This window comes from Collimonas silvisoli, from assembly GCF_018305005.1.
GTDB classification, from domain to species: domain Bacteria; phylum Pseudomonadota; class Gammaproteobacteria; order Burkholderiales; family Burkholderiaceae_D; genus Collimonas; species Collimonas silvisoli.
Genome location: NZ_JAGQEG010000007.1, coordinates 62,526 through 86,659, shown reverse-complemented (window position 1 = coordinate 86,659; position 24,134 = coordinate 62,526). Strand labels below are relative to the sequence as shown.

At 55.5% G+C, this 24,134-nt stretch carries 21 protein-coding genes; 9 read left to right on the top strand and 12 right to left on the bottom strand.

From position 1 onward, the window contains the following. Nucleotides 1-25 precede the first annotated feature (25 nt). The 6 genes from KHU33_RS03130 to KHU33_RS03105 all read left to right on the top strand — a co-directional run bounded on the left by KHU33_RS03130 (nucleotide 26) and on the right by KHU33_RS03105 (nucleotide 7,119). Nucleotides 26-685 carry a type IV pilus inner membrane component PilO gene (locus KHU33_RS03130; RefSeq protein WP_211461057.1) on the top strand — a complete coding sequence of 220 codons (660 nt, stop codon included), beginning with the start codon at nucleotides 26-28 and terminating at the stop codon, nucleotides 683-685. Next, complete coding sequence (locus KHU33_RS03125; protein ID WP_211461049.1) at nucleotides 682-1,230, top strand: pilus assembly protein PilP; 549 nt, start codon at nucleotides 682-684, stop codon at nucleotides 1,228-1,230. The genes KHU33_RS03130 and KHU33_RS03125 overlap by 4 nt, the downstream gene beginning before the upstream one ends. A gap of 68 nt (nucleotides 1,231-1,298) precedes the next feature. Further along, nucleotides 1,299-3,401, top strand: a complete 2,103-nt coding sequence (gene pilQ, locus KHU33_RS03120; protein WP_230414021.1) for a type IV pilus secretin PilQ — start codon at nucleotides 1,299-1,301, stop codon at nucleotides 3,399-3,401. A 63-nt stretch (nucleotides 3,402-3,464) separates the two neighbouring features. Beyond that, a complete protein-coding gene (aroKB, locus tag KHU33_RS03115) occupies nucleotides 3,465-5,195 on the top strand; it encodes a bifunctional shikimate kinase/3-dehydroquinate synthase AroKB (protein ID WP_211461047.1) in 1,731 nt (576 codons plus the stop codon). Next, nucleotides 5,192-6,334, top strand: a complete 1,143-nt coding sequence (locus tag KHU33_RS03110; protein ID WP_211461046.1) for a deoxyguanosinetriphosphate triphosphohydrolase — start codon at nucleotides 5,192-5,194, stop codon at nucleotides 6,332-6,334. The genes aroKB and KHU33_RS03110 overlap by 4 nt, the downstream gene beginning before the upstream one ends. 95 nt (nucleotides 6,335-6,429) lie before the next feature. Next, entirely contained in the window at nucleotides 6,430-7,119 is a 690-nt protein-coding gene (locus KHU33_RS03105) for a DUF4197 domain-containing protein (RefSeq protein ID WP_211461045.1), read from the top strand. Between the two features lie 116 nt (nucleotides 7,120-7,235). On the opposite strand, the gene hpf is transcribed toward KHU33_RS03105, so the two are convergent. The 7 genes from hpf to KHU33_RS03070 form a co-directional block, all read right to left on the bottom strand. Next, nucleotides 7,236-7,586: a ribosome hibernation-promoting factor, HPF/YfiA family gene (hpf, locus tag KHU33_RS03100; protein WP_061532045.1), complete on the bottom strand. Its 351-nt coding sequence runs from the start codon at nucleotides 7,584-7,586 to the stop codon at nucleotides 7,236-7,238. 156 nt (nucleotides 7,587-7,742) lie between these two features. After that, entirely contained in the window at nucleotides 7,743-9,224 is a 1,482-nt protein-coding gene (locus KHU33_RS03095; RefSeq protein WP_211461044.1) for an RNA polymerase factor sigma-54, read from the bottom strand. A 107-nt stretch (nucleotides 9,225-9,331) separates the two neighbouring features. Continuing rightward, the gene (lptB, locus tag KHU33_RS03090; protein ID WP_211461043.1) at nucleotides 9,332-10,078 is read right to left on the bottom strand and encodes an LPS export ABC transporter ATP-binding protein; all 747 of its coding nucleotides are present in this window, start codon (nucleotides 10,076-10,078) and stop codon (nucleotides 9,332-9,334) included. Further along, nucleotides 10,075-10,617, bottom strand: coding sequence for a lipopolysaccharide transport periplasmic protein LptA (gene lptA / locus KHU33_RS03085; protein WP_211461042.1), 543 nt, complete (start codon nucleotides 10,615-10,617; stop codon nucleotides 10,075-10,077). The genes lptB and lptA overlap by 4 nt, the downstream gene beginning before the upstream one ends. A gap of 69 nt (nucleotides 10,618-10,686) precedes the next feature. Beyond that, nucleotides 10,687-11,280, bottom strand: a complete 594-nt coding sequence (gene lptC / locus KHU33_RS03080) for an LPS export ABC transporter periplasmic protein LptC (protein ID WP_211461041.1) — start codon at nucleotides 11,278-11,280, stop codon at nucleotides 10,687-10,689. Beyond that, nucleotides 11,277-11,849: a KdsC family phosphatase gene (locus tag KHU33_RS03075; RefSeq protein WP_211461040.1), complete on the bottom strand. Its 573-nt coding sequence runs from the start codon at nucleotides 11,847-11,849 to the stop codon at nucleotides 11,277-11,279. The genes lptC and KHU33_RS03075 overlap by 4 nt, the downstream gene beginning before the upstream one ends. Continuing rightward, entirely contained in the window at nucleotides 11,849-12,868 is a 1,020-nt protein-coding gene (locus tag KHU33_RS03070; protein WP_211461039.1) for a KpsF/GutQ family sugar-phosphate isomerase, read from the bottom strand. Before KHU33_RS03070 ends, KHU33_RS03075 begins: the two co-directional genes overlap by 1 nt. Nucleotides 12,869-12,998: 130 nt before the next feature. On the opposite strand from KHU33_RS03070, the gene KHU33_RS03065 reads away from it, so the two are divergent. Both KHU33_RS03065 and KHU33_RS03060 read left to right on the top strand, forming a co-directional pair. Beyond that, the gene (locus tag KHU33_RS03065) at nucleotides 12,999-15,023 is read left to right on the top strand and encodes a monovalent cation:proton antiporter family protein (RefSeq protein ID WP_211461056.1); all 2,025 of its coding nucleotides are present in this window, start codon (nucleotides 12,999-13,001) and stop codon (nucleotides 15,021-15,023) included. 85 nt (nucleotides 15,024-15,108) lie between these two features. Next, nucleotides 15,109-16,254, top strand: a complete 1,146-nt coding sequence (locus KHU33_RS03060) for a PepSY-associated TM helix domain-containing protein (protein ID WP_211461038.1) — start codon at nucleotides 15,109-15,111, stop codon at nucleotides 16,252-16,254. A gap of 109 nt (nucleotides 16,255-16,363) precedes the next feature. Here KHU33_RS03060 and KHU33_RS03055 read toward each other — a convergent pair whose 3' ends face one another. The 5 genes from KHU33_RS03055 to KHU33_RS03035 form a co-directional block, all read right to left on the bottom strand. Next, complete coding sequence (locus KHU33_RS03055) at nucleotides 16,364-17,143, bottom strand: phytanoyl-CoA dioxygenase family protein (protein WP_211461037.1); 780 nt, start codon at nucleotides 17,141-17,143, stop codon at nucleotides 16,364-16,366. Between the two features lie 106 nt (nucleotides 17,144-17,249). Next, nucleotides 17,250-20,114 (bottom strand): excinuclease ABC subunit UvrA, encoded by a 2,865-nt coding sequence (gene uvrA, locus KHU33_RS03050; RefSeq protein WP_211461036.1) that lies wholly within the window; start codon nucleotides 20,112-20,114, stop codon nucleotides 17,250-17,252. Between the two features lie 313 nt (nucleotides 20,115-20,427). Continuing rightward, nucleotides 20,428-20,919 carry a hypothetical protein gene (locus KHU33_RS03045; RefSeq protein ID WP_211461035.1) on the bottom strand — a complete coding sequence of 164 codons (492 nt, stop codon included), beginning with the start codon at nucleotides 20,917-20,919 and terminating at the stop codon, nucleotides 20,428-20,430. Between the two features lie 26 nt (nucleotides 20,920-20,945). Continuing rightward, entirely contained in the window at nucleotides 20,946-22,064 is a 1,119-nt protein-coding gene (locus tag KHU33_RS03040; RefSeq protein WP_211461034.1) for a HigA family addiction module antitoxin, read from the bottom strand. Between the two features lie 11 nt (nucleotides 22,065-22,075). Then, complete coding sequence (locus KHU33_RS03035) at nucleotides 22,076-22,372, bottom strand: type II toxin-antitoxin system RelE/ParE family toxin (protein WP_211461033.1); 297 nt, start codon at nucleotides 22,370-22,372, stop codon at nucleotides 22,076-22,078. Between the two features lie 474 nt (nucleotides 22,373-22,846). On the opposite strand from KHU33_RS03035, the gene KHU33_RS03030 reads away from it, so the two are divergent. After that, entirely contained in the window at nucleotides 22,847-24,088 is a 1,242-nt protein-coding gene (locus KHU33_RS03030) for an MFS transporter (protein WP_407928240.1), read from the top strand. The last annotated feature ends 46 nt before the right edge of the window (nucleotides 24,089-24,134 follow it).

Here is a 24,134-nt window from a genome sequence, read left to right as displayed (position 1 = left end):
CAAAAGCAAACTTGAAAGACGCCAAATGATGGATTTGAATAATTTGGGCGCCTCGCTGAGCGCGCAGTTTCGTGGATTAAATGGCCGCCACCCCGGCCAATGGCCGATCGCTCCTCGTGTCTTATCCGGCGTCGCGGTGTCTTTGCTGGTGCTGCTGGTGGGATGGTTTTTTTACTGGAGCGATCAGCAAGACGAACTCAGCGCTGGCGAACAGAAAGAAGTACAGCTAAAAGAACAGTACAAGTCAAAGATCCAGCAAGCCATCAACCTGGATGCTTTGCAAAAGCAAAAACTGCAGGTGGCGGATTACGTTTCCACTCTGGAGAAGCAATTGCCTAGCAAGGCGGAGATGGATGCACTGCTGTCCGATATCAATCAGGCTGGCCTGGGACGCGGCTTGCAGTTCGAATTGTTCAAGCCAGGCCAGGTGGTAGTGAAGGATTACTACGCTGAACTGCCAATCAATATCAAGGTGAATGGCAATTATCACGATGTCGGCTCGTTCGCCAGCGACATCGCCAATCTGCCGCGCATCGTAACCTTGAATAATATGAATCTGGTAACGGGCAAAGACGGCACGCTAAGCCTGGACGCAATTGCCAAGACCTTCCGATATCTGGATAAAGACGAAGTGGCGGCACAACGCAAGGTCGCCGATTCAGCTAAACAGAAAGGTCAAAAATGACGTTTTTTCGCATTGGGCGTCTGACCCAGGTGACATTTTTTGTCGTATTCATCTCAACTTTGTCAGGTTGCGGCGACAGCGGCGTGCAGGAACTGAAGGAGTGGATGGCCGAAGTCAAGAGCCATACCAAAGTCGGGATTCCGAAGCTGACCGAGCCGAAGAAGTTCGTCCCGTTTACGTATGCCGGTGCGAGCAGCATAGATCCATACAATCCCAGCAAGTTGCTGGTGGCGCTGGCCAAGCTGCAGGGTAAGTCAAACGGCTTGAAGCCGAATCTGGACCGGCGCCGCGAAACCTTGGAGAACTTCCCCCTGGATACGATCAAGATGGTAGGAACGTTGCAAAAAGTGGGTTTGAGCTATGTCTTGCTGCAAGTCGACAAGACCGTGTTCCAAGCCAAAGTGGGGAATTACGTGGGACAGAATTTCGGTATGGTTACCGGCATCACTGAGTCCGAAGTAATGTTGAAAGAAATCGTACAAGATGCGTCCGGCGAATGGGTCGAGCGCGAAGCCAAGTTAGCGTTGCAGGAGAGCACAAAATGATTGCAGCAGGAAAAAAATTCGTTAACCTGAGCGTAAGCCGGCTGAGTGTGATTCGACAGAAAGCATTGATGTTGGGTGCGCTGGTGTGTTTGCTGGCGACCGGGACATCAGCAATGGCTGCCGAAGATAACGCCATCACTTCGATCAACGCCAATCAGCAAGGCGCGAATGTGATTGTCAAGATCAATTTCAAGCGTCCTTTGAGTGCACAACCGACGGCGTTTTCCATCGTCAGTCCGGCTCGTATCGCACTGGATTTTGTCGGCGTCGGTAACGCCACCGGCAAGACTTCGCAAGACATCAGCCTGGGCGACGTGCGCAATGTGGTGGTGGCGCAAGCTGACGATCGCTCACGTTTGATCTTCAATCTGAAACGATCCTTGTCGTACGCCACCGCGATGGATGGCAATGCCTTGATCGTCACCATCGATGGTTCCGGCGGCTTGGCAACTCCGGTCAATGCCGTCGGTATCCCGGTGCGTCCAGCGGCAGCTGCGACCACCGCTGCCGCCGTGGCTGCGGCGCCTGCGCCCTTGTTGAACGGAAAACCGGCTCTGCGCGATATCGATTTCCGCCGCGGCACTGCGGGTGAAGGCCGGGTGGTGATTGATTTGCCGAATACCCAGGTCGGCGTCGACGTGCGTCAGCAGGGCCAGACAATTGTTGTGGATTTCCTGAAAACCAGTTTACCGGATGTATTGCGCCGCAAGCTCGATGTCGGCGATTTCGGTACGCCGGTCAAGACCATCACTACCGTGACGCAGGGTGAAAATGTGCGCATGATCATCGAGCCGAAAGGCCTTTGGGAGCAAAGCGCTTATCAAAGCGATAGCCAACTGGTGATCGAAGTCAAGCCGATCAAGGAAGATCCGAACAAGCTGGCGCAAGGGACACAAGGCTATCATGGCGACAAATTGTCCCTGAATTTCCAGAACGTCGAAGTGCGCTCGGTGTTGCAGGTGATTGCCGATTTTACCGGTCTGAACATAATTACCAGCGATACCGTCGGCGGCAATCTGACGTTGCGTCTTAAAGACGTTCCTTGGGATCAGGCCCTGGATATCGTGATGCAAGCCAAGGGTCTGGACATGCGCAAGAACGGTTCAGTCATCTGGATTGCGCCGAAAGATGAATTGTTGACCAAGGAAAAATTGGAACTTGAGCAGCGTTCGCAAATTGCCGAGCTGGAACCGCTGCGTACCGAGTCTTTCCAATTGAACTATCAAAAAGCCGAGGCGTTCAAGAAAGTATTCGGGCTCGATGACGCTGGCGGCGGCAGTAGCGGCAAGAAGAATAGCATCTTGTCGAATCGCGGCAGCGCCGTGATAGATCCGCGTACCAATCAGCTGTTCGTGACCGACACGCCGACCATCTTGCAAAACATTCGCAATCTGGTGCAGAAAATCGATATCGCCTCGCGACAAGTCTTGATCGAAGCGCGTATGGTCGAAGCAAACGACGGTTTCAGCCGCAACCTTGGCGCCAAGCTTGGGTTTGGTTTCAATAGCAAGAATGTCTCCTCAGGAGGTACGCAAACCGCAACGACGACGAGTGGCACGCTTCCTGTAATTGCAGGGAATTCAGTGAATTTGCCAGCCGCCCCCTCTACCGGTACAGCGGGATCCGTGGCGTTGACCTTGTTCAATTCTGCCGCATCCAAATTCATCAGCCTGGAATTGTCGGCTCTGGAAGCTGACGGGCAGGGTAAGATCATCTCCAGCCCACGTGTAGTTACAGCGGATCAGCAAAAGGCTTTGATTGAACAAGGTACTGAAATTCCTTACCAGAATGCAACCAGCAGCGGCGCCACATCGGTTGAGTTCAAGAAGGCCAATCTGAAATTGGAAGTCACACCGCAAATCACACCGGATGGCAATGTCATTTTGACAGTGGACGTAACTAACGACAGCGTGGGTGCTACCGTTCCCGGCGGCGTCTCGATCAATACCAAGCATGTCCAAACCCAGGTTCAGGTGGAAAATGGCGGCACTGTGGTGATTGGTGGTATTTACACCCAGACAATTTCAAATGATGTTAATAAAGTGCCACTGCTTGGAGATATTCCGGTTCTGGGTTATCTTTTCAAACAATCAGCAGTTGTTAACAAACGAACTGAATTATTGATTTTCCTGACACCGAAGATTGTCATCGACCGGATCGCTGGGCACTAATTGCACAGAAGACACCGGCTAGACGCCGGTGTCTGCATTTTGAGCAAAAGGTCGAGTGGTGAAATGGTGCGGTACACAGGCAATATCTTTCTGGTCGGCCTGATGGGCGCGGGCAAGACCACGGTTGGCCGTGCTCTTGCAAAAAAACTCAATAAATTATTCATTGATTCGGATCACGAAATCGAGGCGCGTACTGGCGTCTCGATTCCTTTGATTTTTGAAATAGAAGGCGAAGAGAGCTTCCGCCAGCGCGAGACGGAAGTGATACGCGATCTGAGCGCCCGGCGCGGCATCGTGCTGGCCACCGGCGGCGGCGCCGTCATGCGGCCGGAAAATCGCGAATATCTGAAAAGCCGCGGCACAGTCATCTACCTGCGTGCCAGCATCCAAAACATTCTGCAGCGTACCAGCCGTGACAAGAACCGGCCGCTATTGCAAACCGCCGATCCGCGCCGGCGCCTGGAAGAGCTGTCGCGGCAGAGAGAGCCGTACTATCGCGACATCGCCGACATTGTCATCGATACCGGCCGACCTAACGTACAATTCCTGGTACACAGCATTCTGAGCCAGCTGGAATTACTGCCCGAAGAGCTTGAGCAGGAACCGCAAGCGGGCTCAGCTATGCAGGCCGGCGGCACCACCCCTATTTCAGCAAATTTTTCTATGAATCAGCAGTCGACCTCTCCGGCCCCAGCGCCAACCATCACGCTCCAGGTAGAACTGGGCGAGCGCAGCTATCCGATCGAGATCGGGCCGTCGCTATTGACCGACCGCGAGCGCATCGCCCGCCTGATCACTGGCAAGCAGGTCGCCGTGGTGACCAACACCACCGTCGCGCCGCTGTACCTGCAAGGGTTTAGCCAGACATTGAAAGATGCCGGCAAGAGCGTGCTGGAAATCGTCTTGCCGGATGGCGAAGAAGAAAAGAACTGGGCCAGCCTGATGCTGATTTTCGATCGCTTGCTGAGTGCCAAATGCGATCGCAAGACCACCCTGATTGCCTTGGGCGGCGGGGTGATCGGCGATCTGACCGGTTTCGCCGCTTCGGCCTACATGCGCGGCGTGCCATTCGTGCAAATTCCGACTACTTTGCTGGCCCAGGTCGATTCCTCGGTGGGCGGCAAAACCGGCATCAATCATCCGCTCGGTAAAAACATGATCGGCGCTTTCTATCAGCCGCAAGCCGTGATCGCCGATACCATGACCTTGCACAGCTTGCCGGAACGCGAATTGTCGGCCGGGCTGGCGGAGGTGATCAAATACGGCGCCGTGATCGACGCCGAGTTTTTCAAATGGATAGAGGCGAATATCGGCAAGCTGATGGCGCGCGATAACGTCGCCCTGGCTTACGCCATCCGCCGCTCTTGCGAACTGAAAGCCGATGTGGTCAGGCAAGATGAGCGCGAGGGCGGTTTGCGCGCCATCCTGAATTTCGGCCATACCTTCGGCCACGCGATTGAATCAGGTCTGGGCTACGGCAAATGGCTGCATGGCGAAGCGGTCGGCTGCGGCATGGTGATGGCGGCGGACTTGTCGCATAGGCTCGGGCACATCAGCGCCATCGACAAGGAGCGGGTGTGTGCGCTGGTGCGCGCCGCCGGCTTGCCGACCGAAGCGCCCAACCTCGGCGCGCAGCGCTGGCTGGAGCTGATGCAGATCGACAAGAAGAACGAAGACGGCCAGATCAAGTTTATCCTGATGCGGCCCTTGGGTGGCCATCTGATCGCCACCGCGCCGCAAGAGGCGTTGCTGGCGACACTGCAGCAACTAGCCTCAGGAGATTTGCCGCAATGAACCCAGAAGCGTCCCTCGCACCGCATGCCGCACATTCTGCGCTGTCGCGAGGACGCTTGTTTGAGGAAGCGCCGCCTAACGCGCGCAGCGAGTTTCAACGTGACCGCGACCGCATCATCCATTGCACCGCATTCCGCCGGCTGGAATACAAAACCCAGGTATTCGTCAACCATGAAGGAGACTTGTTCCGCACGCGTCTGACGCACAGCATTGAAGTGGCGCAAATCGCCCGTTCGATTGCGCGCAACCTGCAATTGAACGAGGATCTGGTGGAAGCGATTTCATTGGCCCACGACCTGGGCCATACGCCGTTTGGCCACGCCGGCCAGGATGCCTTGAATGACTGCATGGAAGCGCATGGTGGCTTCGAACACAATCTGCAAAGCCTGCGCGTGGTCGATAAGCTGGAGCAGCGCTACGGCGCTTTTGACGGCTTGAATCTGATGTTCGAAACCCGCGAGGGCATCTTGAAGCATTGCTCGCTGACGAACGCCAAGAAACTGGGCGACATCGGCCAGCGCTTCATACAGCGCCTTCAACCGAGCCTGGAGGCGCAAGTCGCCAACCTGGCAGACGAGATTGCCTACAATAACCACGATGTCGACGACGGCTTGCGCTCAGGTTTGCTGACGCTGGAACAGATGAACCAGATCGATTTTTATGCGACCCATAGCCGCGAAGTCGAACTGCTGTTCCCGGGTCTGAGCGGGCGGCGCGCGATCAACGAAACGGTGCGGCGCATGATCAATGCCTTGATCACCGATCTGATCCAGACCTCGCAACAACGTATCCTGGACGCCCGTTTGCAGAGCGTCGACGATGTACGCAATGCGCCGCCCTTGATCGCATTTTCCGATGGCATGGCACGGCAGGCCGCCCTGTTGAAGCGCTTCCTGCGCGAAAATCTTTATCGCCACTACCTGGTCAATCGCATGACCGCCAAGGCACGCCGGATTGTCGCGGAATTGTATGCCTGTTTCAGCGCAGAGCCGACGCTGCTGCCGCCGGATTATCAAGCCGCTCCGGCCAACTCGCAACAGCAGGCGCGCGCGATTGCCGATTACATCGCCGGCATGACTGACCGCTATGCGATACGCGAGCACAGGCGTTTGTTCCTGGTGGACGAAGGCCATCTTTAACATTCGTTCACATTCGTAGCTATGCGTTTATTGATCCGGCCACGACAAGTTGGGTTAGACTTTATCGTTATCCATTCAACTTCACGAGGATCATTATGCGTCGCGCATACCAAACAGCTTTGACATTGACTCTGGCAGTAACTGCCTCCGCCGCGCTGGCCCTTTCGCTGAGTGACCTGAGCAACCAGGACGCCAGCAGCGGTCTCAAAGCGGCGTTGCAAAAGGGCGCGGATGTCGCGGTGTCCAAGCTGGGTGTAGAGAACGGCTTCCTGAACAATGACAAAGTCAAGATCGGTTTACCCGGCGTGCTCGATAAAGCCATGCCGCTCTTGAAGATGACCGGCCAGGGACAGAAACTGGACGATCTGGTGGTGTCGATGAACCATGCCGCGGAACAGGCTGTGCCGTTGGCCAAGCCCTTGCTGTTGAACGCCGTCAAATCGATGTCGGTGACGGATGCAAAAAATATCCTGACCGGCGGCGATACCTCGGTCACCGATTTTTTCAAACAAAAAACCTCAGCGCAATTGGGCCAGAAATTTCTGCCTATCGTTAAAGGCGTGACCGACCGCAACGATCTGTCGGCGAAATATAATGCGATCATGGGGCAGGTTGGCAAGACCGGCATGGTGCCGGCTCAGCAAAGCACCGTGGAAGGCTATGTTACCCAACGTGCACTGGATGGCTTGTACACAGTCATCGCTGAAGAAGAGAAAGCGATTCGCCAGGATCCTGTCGGTACGGGTAGTGCGATTATCGGCAAGGTGTTTGGCGCGCTCAAATGAGAACGCAGTGGCAATCGCAGTAACAATAATATGATTTGATAATAACAAAGGGCGCATTGACTGCGCCCTTGTTCATTTATTGGCGCGAGCTATGCTGCTCGCGCTTGGCGGCCGGTTCAGGTCGCGGCGGGGAGTTCTTCCGGCAGATGCTTGATGGCATCGTGCTGATGGTCTTGCATCTTGTCCTTGTATTTGATCACCTGGCGATCGAGCTTGTCGATCAGGGCATCGATGGCGGCATAAAGATCGTGAGCAATGCTTTCAGCATGCAAATCTTTTCCTTTTACGCGCAGATTGATTTCCGCTTTTTGGCGCTTTTCTTTTTCAGTGATTTTGTCGACGGTCAGAATCACGCTGATATCGATGACCTGGTCGAAGTGGCGTTTGATACGCTCTAGTTTGCTTTGCACATATTCGCGAATGGCGGGGGTTAATTCGAGGTGATGCCCACTGATGGTGAAGTTCATACAGCGCTCCTATCAAGAATATTGCTGGCGGTCCGGAACAGAATACGCTGAATCTTTAGGCAGACGGTTCAAGAGGAACTGTCCTGGCAAGAATCAATGAAACCCGCTTGATCCGAACACAGCAAGGGTAAGCTTTACAATCAAACCAGAAAAAAACTACAAGGCCTTGCGCAGGTTAACAGACGGAATTTTCAGTGCTTCGCGATATTTTGCGACGGTGCGGCGGGCAACCACCATACCTTGTTCCGCAAGCATCTCGGCAATCTTGCTGTCAGAGAAAGGATTTTTTGAATCTTCCGCTCCTATCAATTGCTTAATGAGTGCCCTGATTGCTGTCGAGGAAGCCTCTCCACCTGCCTCGGTAGCAACATGGCTGCCGAAGAAATACTTTAATTCAAACATCCCGTGGGGAGTCAGCATGTATTTCTGCGTGGTCACACGAGAAATAGTGCTCTCGTGTAGTCCCAGTGTATCAGCTATTTCACGCAACACAAGCGGCCTCATGGCGACCGCTCCGTGCGAAAAGAAATTCCTCTGGCGTTCCACGATTGCTTGCGCAACTCGCAAGATGGTATCGAAGCGCTGCCGCATATTCTTGATCAGCCACTTGGCTTCCTGCAGCTGTGAAGTGAGGGCGCCGTCACCCTTGCTTTGCTTGAGTATGGTGGCATACAGGACATTCACCCTCAGCCTTGGCATGACGTCATTGTTTAGCATTACCTGCCAGCCTTGTTTAGTGCGCCTGACGATCACGTCCGGCACTACGTAGTCGGAGGTGTTGGCGGCGAACGGCGCGCCGGGATGCGGATTGCACTGCTTGATGACGGCTTGTGCTTCGCGCAGATCCTCATCGTCGCAATCGAGCGCCTTCTTGATTTTATTGAAATCACGTTGCGCAAAAAGCATCAGGTGATCTTGCACGATCGCCAATGCCAGGCGGCGCGTGACGAATGGCACTTTGATAAAACGCTTGATCTGCAAACTCAGGCATTCCGCCGCATTGCGGGCGCCTACGCCTGCCGGATCGAAACTTTGCACCATCTTCAGCGCCATCGATAACTCTTCGATGGCGATCTCCAGCTCTGGCGGCAGACGCTCCAGAATTTCCTCCAGGGTTTCTTCCAGGTAGCCGTTATCGTCCAGCGCATCGATAGTCAGTTCGACCAGTGCGCGATCGCGTATATCGTTCAGCGTTTCGCGCATTTGCTGCAGCAGATGTTCGCGCAAGGTTGATTCGTGGGCTTCCAGTTGCGGCCGTGCATCCTCGTCGTCCGAGGTTTTCGAGCTGCGCGCGATATCGTCAAAACTCCATTCGCTATCGCCGCTTTCCGGGCTGCTTTCGGCTGCCGGCGGCGCGTCGAGACTGGCTTCGCTTTCGCTGGGCGAGCTGCTGACTTCGCTATCGCCTACCGGTGCGTCCATGGTTGAAGTGCTGCCGCTGATGGCGCCGTCCGCCAGTAAGCGCACAGAATTATCGAGCGGATCGTCGACCCTCTCCAGCAGCGGATTATCCGACAGGATCTGTTCCAGCTCCTGATGCAGTTCGAGCGTAGACAGTTGCAACAGCCGTATCGACTGCTGCAACTGAGGCGTCAGCGCAAGATGCTGTGAGGTGCGAAGCTGGAGTGATTGTTTCATGGCTACCGTGCTGACAATTCACTTTTAGTTAAACAATATATTTGCGGGACAGAATTCAAGAGCCGCCGCGTTGAACCGTGCGGCGAATTATTCTGTCCTCGACCAATTTACATACGGAAATGCTCACCCAGATACACCCGCCGCACCGACTCATCGGCGATGATGTCGTCCGGACTGCCGCTGGCCAGCACGCTGCCCTGATTGATGATGTAGGCGCGATCGCAAATGCCCAGCGTTTCGCGCACATTGTGATCGGTGATCAGCACGCCGATGCCGCGTTCCTTGAGGAAGCGGACAATGCGCTGGATCTCGATCACGGCGATCGGATCAATCCCGGCAAACGGTTCATCCAGCAAGACGAAACGCGGATTGGTGGCCAGCGCGCGAGCGATTTCAACGCGCCGGCGTTCGCCGCCGGACAGCGACAAAGCCTGGCTCTCACGGAGTTTTTCGATCTGCAATTCGTGCAGCAGCTTGTGCAACTGCTCGTCGATCTCCGCCTTGTCGAGCGCCTTGCCGTTAGGCCGCTGCAATTCCAGCACGGCGCGGATATTGTCTTCCACCGTCAGCTTGCGGAATACCGATGCTTCCTGCGGCAGATACGACAGGCCGAGCACTGCGCGCCTGTGGATAGGCAGGCGTGAAATGTCGACGCCGTCCAGATCGATCTCGCCGCCATCTGACGGCACCAGGCCGACGATCATATAAAACGAGGTAGTCTTGCCGGCGCCATTCGGCCCCAGCAGGCCGACCACCTCGCCGCAATTGACTTCCAGCGATACGTCATGCACCACCTGGCGCGCGCCATAACTTTTTTGCAGACCTTTAGCGATCAGGGTGCTGGGAGCGGTCATGGTGCAGCTTTCGGACGTGGCTGGATGACTGCGCGGATACGTCCGGCGCCAGGCTGGCTATTGCCGTTGACGGTATTGTTGACGGAATAGAATTCCGTGCGGCTGTCGTAGGAAATGAATTCGCCGTTAACTTCGTCGGTCGGCTTGTCGCCTTGCAGGCGCCGCATCTGCGCCTTGGAAAACAATTTGGTGATTTCGGTTTTACCGTCGTATTCAATACGCTCGGCGTGGCCGTCAATCCACAGGTCCGGACCGCCGTCGCGCTTTTGCTTGAAGGTGGCCAGCTTGCCCGGATCTGCGTACAAGGTGGCGAACTGATAACCGGACGGGTCGGTGGTCACCACCACGCGGTCGGCTTTCATCAACAGCGTGCCACGTGTCAGGACCACGTTGCCGGTGGCGACATTGACTTGCTTGACGTCGTCATAAGTAAGCTGGTCTGAATCGATCAGCGTCGGCTTCTCGGAGTCTGCTTTTTCCGCATGTGCCACGCCTATGGCGCTGAGCAATAGCAGAGAGATTAAAAAAAATCGTTTCATGAAAAATCCTGAATAAAGGATAGAGCGGTATGCATAAAATGGGTTGCAGTGGCTTGCTTATTTCGTCGATCAACCAGGTTTTGGCGGAAATACGCCATGCACCTTGCTAAACATTTTCAGTACACGCGTGGAATTGTTGAAATCCATGCCGGTACCGTGCAATGTCGATTGCCCCAGCGTGAGTTCCACCGGTTTGTCTGATTGCATGACGTCGTCGTCTGGCAATAGCAGCAGGTATTCGGACTTCAGGTGAAAATTGTCTGCCATTGGCGTCTTTGGCCGATCCGCACTAACGTCGCCGTACAGATGCACCTTGCTATTGTTATCTTCGATCTTGCCGCGGTTTGCGACTAAATTCATCGGTGGTTTTTCTTTATCCAGACTATGGATTACCGGCTTTTGCACATCGAACGAATCGTCTCCCGGATTGTGGGTCAGCAGATCGCCGGAGATGTTGTAGCGCGGCTGTCCGGTGGTCGACATTTGCACGTAGTTGAAATGCTCGACGAAATAATCCGGCTCGGTGCGCGCCGGTTTCGGCAGCAGGTCTTCGGTATTCTTGTGCATCACTTGCAGCAGCCAGAAGCTGCCGAACGCCAGCAAGATGAACAATACCAGCAGCAGCAGGAAACGAAAGCGGTAAGCGGAGCGCCGATTTTTCATGCGATGCCTGACGGGGTAGCGCGCAGATACGATGCCAGCGTGGCTGCGTAGGTGTTTTGCGCATGCATGATCAGGTCGCAGATCTCACGCGCGGCGCCATGGCCGCCGCTGGCCTGGGTGACGTAGTGCACGCGGCTTCTGACATCGGGATGGCCGTTGGGAACGCTGACAGCAAAACCGACTTGCGACAAGATCGGCAAGTCGATCACATCGTCGCCGATAAAACCGCAAGCATCCGCCGTCAGCTGCAGTTGCGCCAGCAATTTGGCAAAAGCCGCGTACTTGTCATGCACGCCTTGCTGCACATGGGCGATGCCGAGGTCGCTGGCGCGGCGGCCGACAATCGCCGACTGGCGCGCGCTGATGATGGCGGTGGCGACGCCGCTTTGCTGCAACTGTTTGATGCCATGGCCATCGAGCGCGTTAAAGCGCTTGAGTTGTTCGCCGTCGGCGCCGTACAGCAATCCGCCGTCGGTCAGGACGCCGTCGACATCGAAAATCATCAGGCGGACCCGCGCTGCGCGGGCCGTCAGATCGGCAGTCTCGCCGTGCTTGGCCAGGGTCGTCATCAGATCACCTTGGCGCGGGTCAGGTCATGGATATGCAATGCGCCGACCAGCTTGCCGCTTGCATCGGTTACCAGCAGCTGATTGATGCGGAATTGCTCCATCATGTGTACCGCATCGACGGCCAGTTGATCCGGGCCTATGGTGTGCGGATTGACGTGCATCACATCGGCAATCGTAAGTTTGGTGAAATCTTGCACCTGCTCGATCAGGCGCCGTAGATCGCCATCGGTAAATACGCCGATGACATGAAATTTCTCATCCACCACGGCCGTCATGGCGATCCCCTTGCGAGTGATCTCAAGCAGCGCCAGCGACAGCGACACGTCCGCGGTCACGGCTGGAATCGCTTCGCCGCTGCGCATGACGTCGCGCACATGGGTCAGCAGACGGCGTCCGAGTGCGCCGCCGGGATGGGAGCGGGCGAAATCTTCTTCGCGGAAGCCGCGCGCGTCGAGCAGCGCCACCGCCAGGGCGTCGCCCATCGCCAAGGTGGCGGTGGTGCTGGCGGTCGGCGCCAGATTCAAGGGGCAGGCTTCCTGGTCCACTTTGACATCCAGGTGCACATTGGCCAGTTGCGCCAGCGCCGATTCATGGTTGCCGGTCATCGCGATCAGGCTGGCGCCCATGCGCTTGATGATAGGCACGATCGCCATCAACTCGGCGGTTTCGCCCGAATTGGAAATGGCAATGAAAGCGTCGTCCTCGGTCACCATGCCGAGATCGCCATGAGCTGCTTCGGCCGGGTGGATGAACAGGGCCGGGGTGCCGGTAGACGCCAGCGTCGCTGCGATCTTACGGGCGATGTGGCCGGACTTGCCTATCCCTGACACTACCACCCGGCCGTTGCAATTGAGCAGCAAGGCAATTGCCTGGGCAAAAGGAGCGTTGAGGTCGTCGGAAATCCGGTTTTTCAATGCAACGATGGCATCAGCTTCGATTTGCAGGGTGCTGCGGGCAAGCTTCAGAGCGCGGCCGGCGTCGAACGACTTGGACAAGGTTTTGGTATCGGTTAGACTCATCCCGAAAGTATAAACGAAATCCTAAAGCAAAAAACTTGCCAGTCTTCATCAGCTTCAATTAATCTGTCTTCAGTCCGCCCCGAGTTGTCTCTGCCGCAACATAATGTTGATATTGAATTAATTACCGATGATGCTTTCTGGACTTGAACTGACAATTTTGCTGCTCGGCTCCGCCGTACTGGGGGTGGTGGCTTTCCGCAGCTTCCATTTGCCGCCCATGCTGGGCTATCTGGCGGTGGGCATCCTGATCGGTCCGCATGCGCTGGGTTTTGCCGAAGACAGCGCCACCACCCACGCGCTGGCGGAATTCGGGGTGGTGTTCCTGATGTTCTCGATCGGCCTTGAATTTTCGCTGCCGAAGTTGACGGCGATGCGGCATATCGTGTTCGGCCTGGGCATGGCGCAGGTGTTGCTGACCATCGGCGCCACCGTACTGTTCAGCTGGCTGATGGCGGTCATCTTGCCGCAGTTCACCAATATCAGCTGGCAGGCGGCATTCGCCTTGGGCGGTGCGCTGACCATGTCCTCCACCGCGATCGTCTCCAAATTGCTGACCGAAAGAATGGAACTGGAAACCGAGCACGGGCGCCGCATCATCGGCATCTTGCTGTTCCAGGATCTGGCGCTGGTGCCCTTGCTGATTATCGTGCCGGCGCTGGCCGTGCATAGCGGCAACCTGCTGGCGACGCTGGCCTGGGCTAGCGGCAAAGCAATATTGCTGCTGGCGCTGCTGCTGTTCTTCGGCCAGAAGCTGATGCGGCGCTGGTTTCAGATCGTGGTGCGGCGCCGCTCGCAAGAGTTGTTCATGCTGAATCTGCTATTGATCACGCTGGCATCCGCCTGGATTACCCAACGCGCCGGCTTGTCGCTGGCGCTGGGGGCGTTTGTCGCCGGCATGCTGATTTCAGAAACCGAATATAAGCACCAGGTGGAAGAGGACATCAAGTCGTTCAGGGACGTGTTGCTGGGCTTGTTCTTCATTACCGTCGGCATGCTGCTGAATCTGCGTCTGGTGATGGAACATTGGGGTCTGGTGTTGCTGCTGTTGATGGGCCCGGTGTTTCTCAAATTTGCCCTGATCTCCGTATTGGCAAAAATATTCCGGTCTTCAACCGGCGTCGCGCTGCGCACCGGGCTGGCGCTGGCGCAGGCCGGCGAATTCGGGTTTGTGCTGCTGAACCAGGCCGGCGGCTTGCAACTGGTCGATCCTTTGCTGATCCAGCTGATCCTGGCGTCGATGGTGCTGTCAATGCTGGCCGCACCCTTCATTCTGGCCAAGTCGGATGCGATTGTGATGAAGCTGTCGGCCAATGAATGGATGATGCAATCGCTGGCGTTGACGCAAATCGCGACCCGCACCATGTCCACCAAGAAGCACGTGATCATCGCCGGTTTCGGCCGTAGCGGCCAAAGCCTGGCCAAGCTGCTGGAGGAAGAGGGCATCGGTTATCACGCGCTCGATCTCGATCCGGATCGGGTGCACGATGCGCGTGCCGCCGGCGCCCAGGTATCGTATGGCGACGCCTCGCGCCGCGAAAGCCTGGTGGCAGCGGGCGTGCATCGTGCCGCCGCTTTGGTGATTACCTACGCCAGCACGCCCTCGGCCTTGAAAGTGTTGCATCACGTGAGCGAACTGGCGCCGGCTTTGCCGGTGATTGTGCGCAGTTACGACGATACCGATCTGGACAAGCTGCGCGCCGCCGGCGCCACCGAAGTAGTGCCGGAAGCCATGGAGGGCAGTTTGATGCTGGCCTCGCACGCGCTGGTCATGCTGGGAGTGCCTCTGCGCCGCGTGGTGCACAAGGTGCAGGCTGTGCGCGATGAACGTTACGCCACCTTGCGCGGGTTTTTCCATGGCGTAGACGACGCGCCGGACGCCGCCGATCATTTGCAGGTGCGCTTGCACTCGGTGGCTTTGCCGGAAGGCGCGCGAGCCATCGGCCGCTCGCTGGCTTGGCTGGGCCTGCAGGAAATGGGCGCCGAGATCACCGCCTTGCGGCGTGGCCGCAATGGCATTGCCGTCACCCCAGAGGCAGTGTTGCAGGCAGGCGACATTGTTGTTCTGCGTGGCGCCGCGGACGCCATCTCCCGCGCCGAAGGGCGTTTGCTGCAAGCGTGGTCCAGCGCCAGCCATCACAGCGATGAAGATTTTTGAGAATAATACCCATTCTCATTCAATCGACATTTACAATACACGCTTTATGTAAGATCTAAGCGAGTTTGTGATTGTGAAAAAAACAATGCGTCATTGGTTGGTCAAGCTGCACCGCTACAGCGGCTTGTTGTTATCTTTGTTCCTTGTCATGGCGGGTTTGACCGGTACGGCGCTGGCCTTTAACGACGATATCGACGCCTGGCTCAACCCCCAGTTCTACCATCTCAACTCCACTGGCAGCAGGCAGCCCATCGACGCACTGGTGGCCCGGGTGGAGCACGATTATCCGCAAGCGCGGCTGGCATTTTTCTCGATCGGGCAGGACGTCAATGCGCCGCTCCAGGCAAAGCTGCGTGCTCGCAAACCGGACGAGGAACTGGCGGTGGACACGGTGTTTATCGATCCGGTCACGGCTACCGTGGTCGGTGAGCGCAATACCAAGGCTGTCAGCCTGGCGCCGCAAAACCTGATGCCGTTTCTATTCCGCCTGCATCGCTACCTGTTGCTGGACAAGCCCGGCGCCATCATCTCCGGCAGCCTCGGCCTGTTATGGCTGGCGACGCTATTGATCGGCATCGTGCTGGCCTGGCCCAAACACCGCAAAGGCTGGGGCAAGGCGCTGTCGATCAAGCGCGGCGCCGGCGGTTTTCGCCTGATGTATGACTTGCACCGCACGGTCGGCCTGGTTGCCGGGGTGCTGTTGGTGATCACTGCTTTTACCGGCGCCGTGATGAATCTGCCGGACGTTGCCCGGCCGCTGGTTTCCAGCCTGTCGACGCTGACGCCGCCGCCCAAGGAGGTGGCTAAATCGCTGGCCACAGAGGGCAAGCAGCAGATCAACTGGCAACAGGCGCTGGTCTCGGCGCAGGCCAGCATGCCGCTCGCCACGCCGGCGCGCATCGCGCGTGACGAGAAGCACGGCATCTACCAGATCCGCATGCGCAAGCCGGACGACATCCAGGAAGGCGGCAGCGTGCGGGTATTTATCGACGCTGCCGACGGTCATGTGCTGCGTGCGCTCGACCCATTAAAAGGCTCGGCCGGCGATGCCTTCATCGGCGTGCAATACGGTTTGCATACCGGGCAGATACTGGGTTTGCCGGGCAAGATCCTGGTCGCGTTCCTGGGTTTGCTGCCGCTATTGTTCACGATTACCGGGATCGCCATCTGGCTGCAAAAGCGGAAGTCCGAAGCGCTGGTGCGCGCGCGTCGTTTGCAGCCGGCTGGATAGAAATTTCGGTGCAATTGATTTCTAGCTGATTACCGGCGCCTACCGCGCTCGGCTGCGCGACGCGTTCGAAGAGGGGGACCTGATGGCCGGCGCGCGCCAGGAACGGATTTCAATGGCTCAGAAGAATGTCCGGGGCGGCGGCCGAACGGCTGCCGGGCAGAGGTTGATTGCTTTGTCCATGATAAGCAAATACCACCGATTCCTTGACCGCCTCGGTATTGTTTCTGCCGGCGGCATGGAACAATCCGCTATGAAAAAAAACCACGTCGCCCTGCTGTAGTTCCATCGCTTTTCCCTGTGCAAACAAAGCCTGGTTTTCCGCGACTTCAGGGCGCAAGAAATCCAGTTCATCCATTTGCTCCGGTTTCATATCGAGCCGATGCGAGCCTGGAATGAAGCGCAGGCCGCCATTGTTTTCGTTTTCGCTATCCAGCGCCAGCCAGACCGAGATCAATTCGTTGCGCGGGAACGACCAGTAGCGGATATCGCGATGCCAGCCGGTGGCAGTGCCGAAATGCGGGTGCTTGGTCATCACGCAATTGTGGTGCGACAAGGTCACGCATACCGGTTCGCCCAACAGCTGTTCCAGCATTGCCACCAGTTGCGGATTGCTGGCCCAGGCGCGATAGCTATCGTCGCGCTGATAGGCATTGCGCAGACGGCGCGCAGTGCGGCCGCCAACGCTGTCGAGCGACTTTGGCGCGCCGGCGTAGCCGACCTCGGATTCATATTCCAGCGGCGCCACCGCTTGCGCCAGATGGGCATTGGTGGTGGCTATCATCAGCTGGCAATCGGCCGTCGGCACCATGCGCGGCAGGATCAGGTAACCGTCTTTTTCAAAGGCGTTGCATTGCGCTGCGGACAGCGCTGGAGTGGTATTGGTAGGCATGGTTATCTCGTATTTTTTTTGCATCCCGTCGGTGCAGCGCGGGCCTGAACGCTGCTGCGCTCAGGCCGGGCGGTTGCCGTTGTGGAATGGCTGCTTATGCAGCGGCTTATTTTTTATGCAGTAATGGTCCCAGATATTTACCGGTAACGCTGGCCTCGTTTGCCGCCACCTGTTCCGGCGTACCGGTAGCGATGATACGGCCACCGCCGGCGCCGCCTTCCGGCCCCAGGTCGATCAGCCAGTCAGCGGTTTTGATGACATCCAGATTGTGCTCGATGATGACCACGGTATTGCCTTGATTGCGCAGACGGTGGATCACCTTCAGCAGCAGATCGATGTCATGGAAGTGCAAGCCGGTGGTCGGTTCGTCCAGGATATACAGGGTGCGGCCGGTATCGCGTTTCGACAGTTCCAGCGACAGCTTGACCCGCTGCGCCTCGCCGCCGGACAAGGTGGTAGCGCTTTGACCGAGACGGATATAGCCAAGGCCGACATCCAGCAGCGTATGCAATTTGCGGGCAATCACCGGCACTGGCTTGAAGAATTCATAGGCTTCTTCCACCGTCATGCCCAGCACTTCGGTAATGTTCTTGCCCTTGTATTGCACTTCCAGCGTCTCGCGGTTATAGCGCTTGCCGTGGCAGACGTCGCAAGGCACATACACGTCCGGCAGGAAATGCATCTCAACCTTGATCACGCCATCGCCCTGGCAGGCTTCGCACCGGCCGCCCTTGACGTTGAACGAGAAACGCCCGGCGTTGTAGCCGCGTTCCTTGGCCATCGGCACGGTCGAGAACAAATCGCGGATCGGCGTGAACAAGCCGGTGTAAGTCGCAGGATTCGAACGCGGCGTGCGGCCGATTGGCGCCTGGTCGACCGAGATTACTTTGTCGAAATGCTCTAGCCCGCCTATCGATTCGTGCGCCGCCGGTTCGGCTTGCGAGCCGTACAAATGGCGTGCAGCGGCGTGATACAGGGTATCGTTGACCAGCGTCGATTTGCCCGAACCGGAAACGCCGGTGACGCAAGTCAGCAAGCCGACCGGCAAATTCATCGTGACGTTTTTCAGGTTGTTGCCGGTGGCGCCGGTGATGATGAACTGGCGCTCAGGATCGGCCAACGTGCGTTTTTCCGGCACTGCGATTTTCAGTGTGCCGTTCAGGTATTTGGCGGTCAGCGATTTTTTATTTTTCAGAATCTGATCCAGCGTACCTTCGGCGATCACTTCGCCGCCGTGCACACCAGCGCCCAAGCCCATATCGACCACATAATCGGCGGTGCGGATCGCATCTTCATCGTGCTCCACCACCAGCACGCTGTTGCCGATGTCGCGCAGATGGCGCAGGGTTTCGATCAGGCGGTCGTTATCGCGCTGATGCAAGCCGATCGAGGGCTCATCCAGCACATACATGACGCCGGTCAGGCCGGAGCCGATTTGCGAGGCCAGCCGGATCCGTTGCGCTTCGCCGCCGGACAAAGTGTCGGCGCTGCGTTCCAGCGACAGATAATCGAGGCCGACATTGTTGAGAAAGGTCAGGCGCGAGACGATTTCCTTGATGATGCGGTCGGCGATTTCTTTCTTGGCGCCGGTCAGTTTCAGCTTCTCGAAGAAGAACAAAGTTTCGCGCAAAGGCGTCGCGGCGATTTCGTAAATGGCTCTCTCTTGCTTGCCGTTGCCGACCTTGACGAAGCGTGCTTCGACGCGCAGCCGCGCACCGTGACAGGATGGACATTCTTTTTCGTTGATGAACTTGGCCAGCTCTTCCTTGACCGCCATCGAATCGGTTTCGCGATAGCGTCGCTGCAGATTGTTGACCACGCCTTCAAACGTGTGTTCCTTGATGACGGTGCGGCCACGCTCGTTGACATAGCTGAACGGAATCGTTTCGCGGCCCGAGCCGTACAGCACTGCTTGCTGGGATTTCTCCGGCAATTTTTCAAACGGCACATCGATGTCGAAATCATAGTGCGCCGCGATGCTGGTCAGCATCTGGAAATAGAACTGATTGCGCCGGTCCCAGCCCTTGACCGCACCGCTGGCCAACGACAGGTTAGGGAAGGCGACGATGCGCTTGGGATCGAAAAATTCGATATGGCCCAAGCCGTCGCATTCCGGGCAGGCGCCCATCGGATTATTGAAAGAGAACAGGCGCGGCTCCAGCTCCTGCAGCGAATAACCGCAGATCGGGCAGGCGAACTTGTTGGAGTACATGTGCTCGGCGCCGCTATCCATTTCCAGCGCAATTGCGCGGCCTTCAGCCAGGCGCAGCGCGGTTTCGAAACTTTCCGCCAGCCGCTGTTTGACGTCTGCCTTTACTTTCAGGCGGTCGATCACCACATCGATGGTGTGCTTCTCGGTCTTCTTCAGTTTGGGCAGATCGTCGACTTCATAAATCTTGGCAGTGCCGGTGCCGCTCTGAATGCGGAAGCGCACAAAACCTTGCGCCTGCATTTGTTCAAACAGGTCGACATGTTCGCCCTTGCGATTGGCCACCACCGGCGCCAGGATCATCAGTTTGGTGTCTTCCGGCATCGCCAGCACCGCATCCACCATCTGCGACACCGATTGCGCCGCCAGCGGTTTCTCCGGATGGTCCGGGCAATATGGCGTGCCGACCCGCGCATACAGCAAGCGCAGATAATCGTGGATCTCGGTGACCGTGCCGACGGTGGAGCGCGGGTTGTGCGACGTAGCTTTCTGTTCGATCGAAATCGCCGGCGACAAACCTTCGATCAGATCGACATCCGGCTTTTCCATCAACTGCAGGAATTGCCTGGCGTAGGAAGACAGCGATTCGACGTAGCGCCGCTGGCCTTCCGCATACAGCGTGTCGAATGCCAGCGACGATTTGCCGGAGCCGGACAAGCCGGTGATCACGATCAGTTTGTTGCGTGGTAAATCCAGATTGATGTTCTTGAGGTTATGCGTACGCGCACCCCGGATGCGGATCTCTTCCCGTTTGTTGTCCATCTACAGCTTTCAGCGTAAGTTTAAGGCCGTGTTGGCTTGTTGGAATTGCAATTTTCACGTCTAAGGTGGCTCGCGAGCGGGGTTTTGGTCTGGCGTCAGCCGAGCGCGTCAATGCCACATCAAATGGATCAACCTGACACTATATCAGGGTCAGGATTTTTGAGTTTGCTCCGACTGTCTTGCGTGGCCGTTGCTTATGCGAGATATGAATATCTTATTTGATAAAACGATTATGAAATCGGATGGGAATGAAAAAGCCCGCGTTGGGCGGGCTAATAGTAGGGATCAAACGTGACCAAAATCTTTCAACGGCTTACATCACATATTTCGGTTTTCTAGTAGAAACCATTCTTGCGTATTGCAGTTCCTCTAAGTCTACGCCAAAATCAAAAATGATTTGAATTGGTTCAACAGGGCTTCTATTTTCGTTATAGCTGTCAACATCATTTTTCAGCTGTTTACAGTCACCGAGGATTTGTTGTCGGCGCTGCTGAAATGCGAGTCGCATATGTTTAGGCGTCGCTGTTCTAATGTCATCCCACAAAACAAATTGTTCCGGCCCTTCTGAGTAGGTTGCTGCGTGCTTAGTACGAACCTTTCGTCCTTGTTCGTCCGTCACGTATTCATCTCGAAGCGCCCGCGCGATTTCCTCCGCACACTGGCTGACTATCGCTGACGGGTGAGGCGCCCATTTACCAGTAATTATTGCCCACTGTGCAACCTCTCTTGTTGTCGCAGGCCATTTATTACCAGCAGCCTGATATAAGGGAATTAGCTGCTGAAGGTATTCATTTTTTGTAGTCATTTCAATCCTCAACGAAGTTTGTTCTATCAATCGTTAATCATGTGTCCAAATCCATCTGTTAAAGCTGATCTAGTTAAATATTCCCGAATTTTCTCAAGATGCTTACGATGAAAACTATACGGAATTAATTTTCTGTTCTGAAGTTGTCCAACCACTATCCCCGGATGAACATGAATTCTTTTCGCAAAGCCAATTATTTGCTCGTCATGGAACATGGGATTTACCCTTGCGATAAAACCATCCATCTCTTTTTTTGAAATCAATGTTTCAGCTGCGACCTCGTTCGCTCGAATTTCGATATCTGGCATTTTCGTTCCATCGGAACTAAAGATATCCACATCTATAATGGGACTAGACATCCCTTCTTTGTGCTTAACGTGATCGAGCTCATGAAGTAAAGAGTGCCAAAAATTATCAACGCGATCGAACCTAAGAGATAAGGCCACAACAGGAGTATTTTTATCTAACCAAAAACATGCACCATCGATTTTGCAACCAGGCAGGGACTCAACAATTACGAATTTAACCCCTGCTTTGGCTAAGATAGACGCAACGTTGCGGGCTCCGTCCACGAATTCAAGCTCATTCTTAAGATCGCTTATCGCTTGCTGGATTTTAGCTTCAGTGTATTTCTCTGAAGGCGCTGATTCCGCGATTTTGCGAGCACGGCAAAGCCATGCAATTTGTTGCATTGTCGCGTCAACATATGACGTTTTTTTTGCTGCATGAGAAAAGGACGGTGTTTGATCAACTGAAGAAATACCGAAGAAGCTAAATATTTGCATCTCCAGAATTTCAATGTTCTTGTTCGTCTCAATCCACCCTCGTTTTACCATTTCTCGAACGGGAAACTTGCTATGAAGCTCGGCTTTTCTTGCTATGAAATTTTGGTTTGGACGCACCTTGGAAAGTTGATATTGACTTTCAAGATTCATCCAAAACTCAGGGCCTGTACCAAGTGCAGCACCGAATGCCATAGCGGTTTCTGGTGTAATGGAGCGTTTAGCGCTAATCACCTCACTAATAAGCCGAGTATCTTTACCAATAATGTCTGCAAACTCAACTTGGGTCCAGCCTCGAGCCTCAAGTTCGTCTTTTAAGAATTCTCCAGGCGGGAAAATTTCGGCAGGGATGCGAGCACCCATTTTTTTCTCCTCTAGTGATAGTCTGCAATATCAATAACGACGACCGTTTTACCATTTGAATCTGTCACAAGTTCAATGATGAGGCGCCACTGATCGTTTAGGCGCATTGAGTATTGTCCAGCTCGATCACCCTTCAATTTTTCAAAATGCAAAGATTTCAATGCGTAAAATGCGCGCTCGTCGGCTGCCGCACGAATTAGCTGCAAACGCTTTCGATACATAGTCACAATCGAAGTCGAAAAGCCAGCAGTAAAGCCAGCATCTGTCTCCAAACGATCATGTACATGGTCTTTGAATTTAACTTCCATGTGCTGTATATATTATCAGTGTTAATCGAAATGTGCAACTTTACACATGGTGTAAAGTTGTAATTATACGTTATTTTCAATTTGATGCAAGTATAGCAAGTTTTATTTGTGCAACTGGGCTGGCATTGCAGGAGCGGGATTGCCATCAAGGGGGGAGCTTGAGACAGTTTGATGGTGGTAGTTGGCGTCGAAAGTCTGCGGGAAATCAAAAATCGGTGGTGCATTTTTTAGAAAAAAGCGTCTAATCTTCACCTAACAAAACCACCAAGTCACGCAAATAAATTACGGTATTCAGCATCGATATTAGGGAAATTTTGCGTAGACCCAATACCCATGCGGGTTCCGGCCATTCTATTCCCTGATACTATAACGGGCTTCGATCTTCGTCGTCGTACCGCCTTCACGACAAGCGTAATTACTCTGTCCTCAACTGGTTTGCATTAGTTCTGATTTCATGACCTGTAAATATTCAATATGAATAGTTCATCCCCCACTCTCGATAATGACGCCGGCAGCCGCATGAGCCGCGCCGAAGTCAAGGCCAGCGGCGCTTTGGCCTCGATATTTGCATTGCGCATGCTCGGCCTGTTTTTGATTTTGCCGGTGTTTTCAGTGCATGCTAAAACCTTGCCCGGCGGCGACAGCGCGGCCCTGGTCGGCCTCGCCATGGGAATTTACGGCCTGGCGCAATCGTTCGGACAAATCCCGTTTGGCGTCGCCTCCGACAAATACGGCCGCAAGAAGATCATCGTCATCGGCCTGATTTTATTTGCGCTGGGATCGTTCATTGCCGCCGCCGCCGGCAATATCTACTGGGTCATCATCGGCCGCGCGATACAAGGCGCGGGCGCGATTTCGGCCGCGGTGACCGCCTTTATCGCCGATTCCACCCGGGAAGAGCATCGCACCAAGGCGATGGCAATGGTTGGCGGCTCGATCGGTTTGACGTTTGCCTTGTCGCTGATCATTTCGCCGCTGCTGTACGAATGGGTCGGCATGGGCGGTATCTTTGCCATGACCGGTGCGTTGTCGCTGGCTGCGATTGCAGTGGTGGTTTGGCTGGTGCCCTCGGCGCCAATGGTCAAGGCCAGGCGCGTGGCATGGTCGGAGATCTTGCGCAACGGCGAATTGATGCGGCTGAGCTACGGCGTATTCGCCTTGCATATGACGCAAATGGCGATGTTCGTGGTGATGCCGGCGACGCTGGTCAAATACGCCGATTTGCCGCTGGAGTCGCACTGGAAAATCTATCTGCCGGTGGTGCTGGCTTCTTTTGTACTGATGCTGCCGCCGGTATTTGTCGGCGAGAAGCAGGGCAAGATGAAGCAAGTGATGGTGGCCGCCGTGGCTTTGTTGCTGGCTGTGCAACTCGGCCTGCTGCTGACGTTCTCCATGGCAACAATCCATTGGCAGTGGCTGGTCGTGCTGCTGCTGGGATTTTTCATTGCTTTCAACGTACTGGAAGCCAGCCTGCCGTCGCTGGTGTCGCGCATCGCGCCGCCGGCTGCCAAAGGTGCGGCGCTGGGCGTCTACAACACCATGCAAGCCCTGGGCTTGTTCTGCGGCGGCGCGCTAGGCGGATTGCTTAAACAGCATGCGGGTGCGCCTTCGGTTTTCATATTAGGCGCGGCAGCGACCCTGTGCTGGCTTATAATCGCATCCAGCATGAAAAATTTGCCGCGTCGGGGCCATTCATCGGCTACGGCGGCAGCGTAGTGCACAACGTGCAACACCGATAGGCCACATCGAGCAACATCAGACA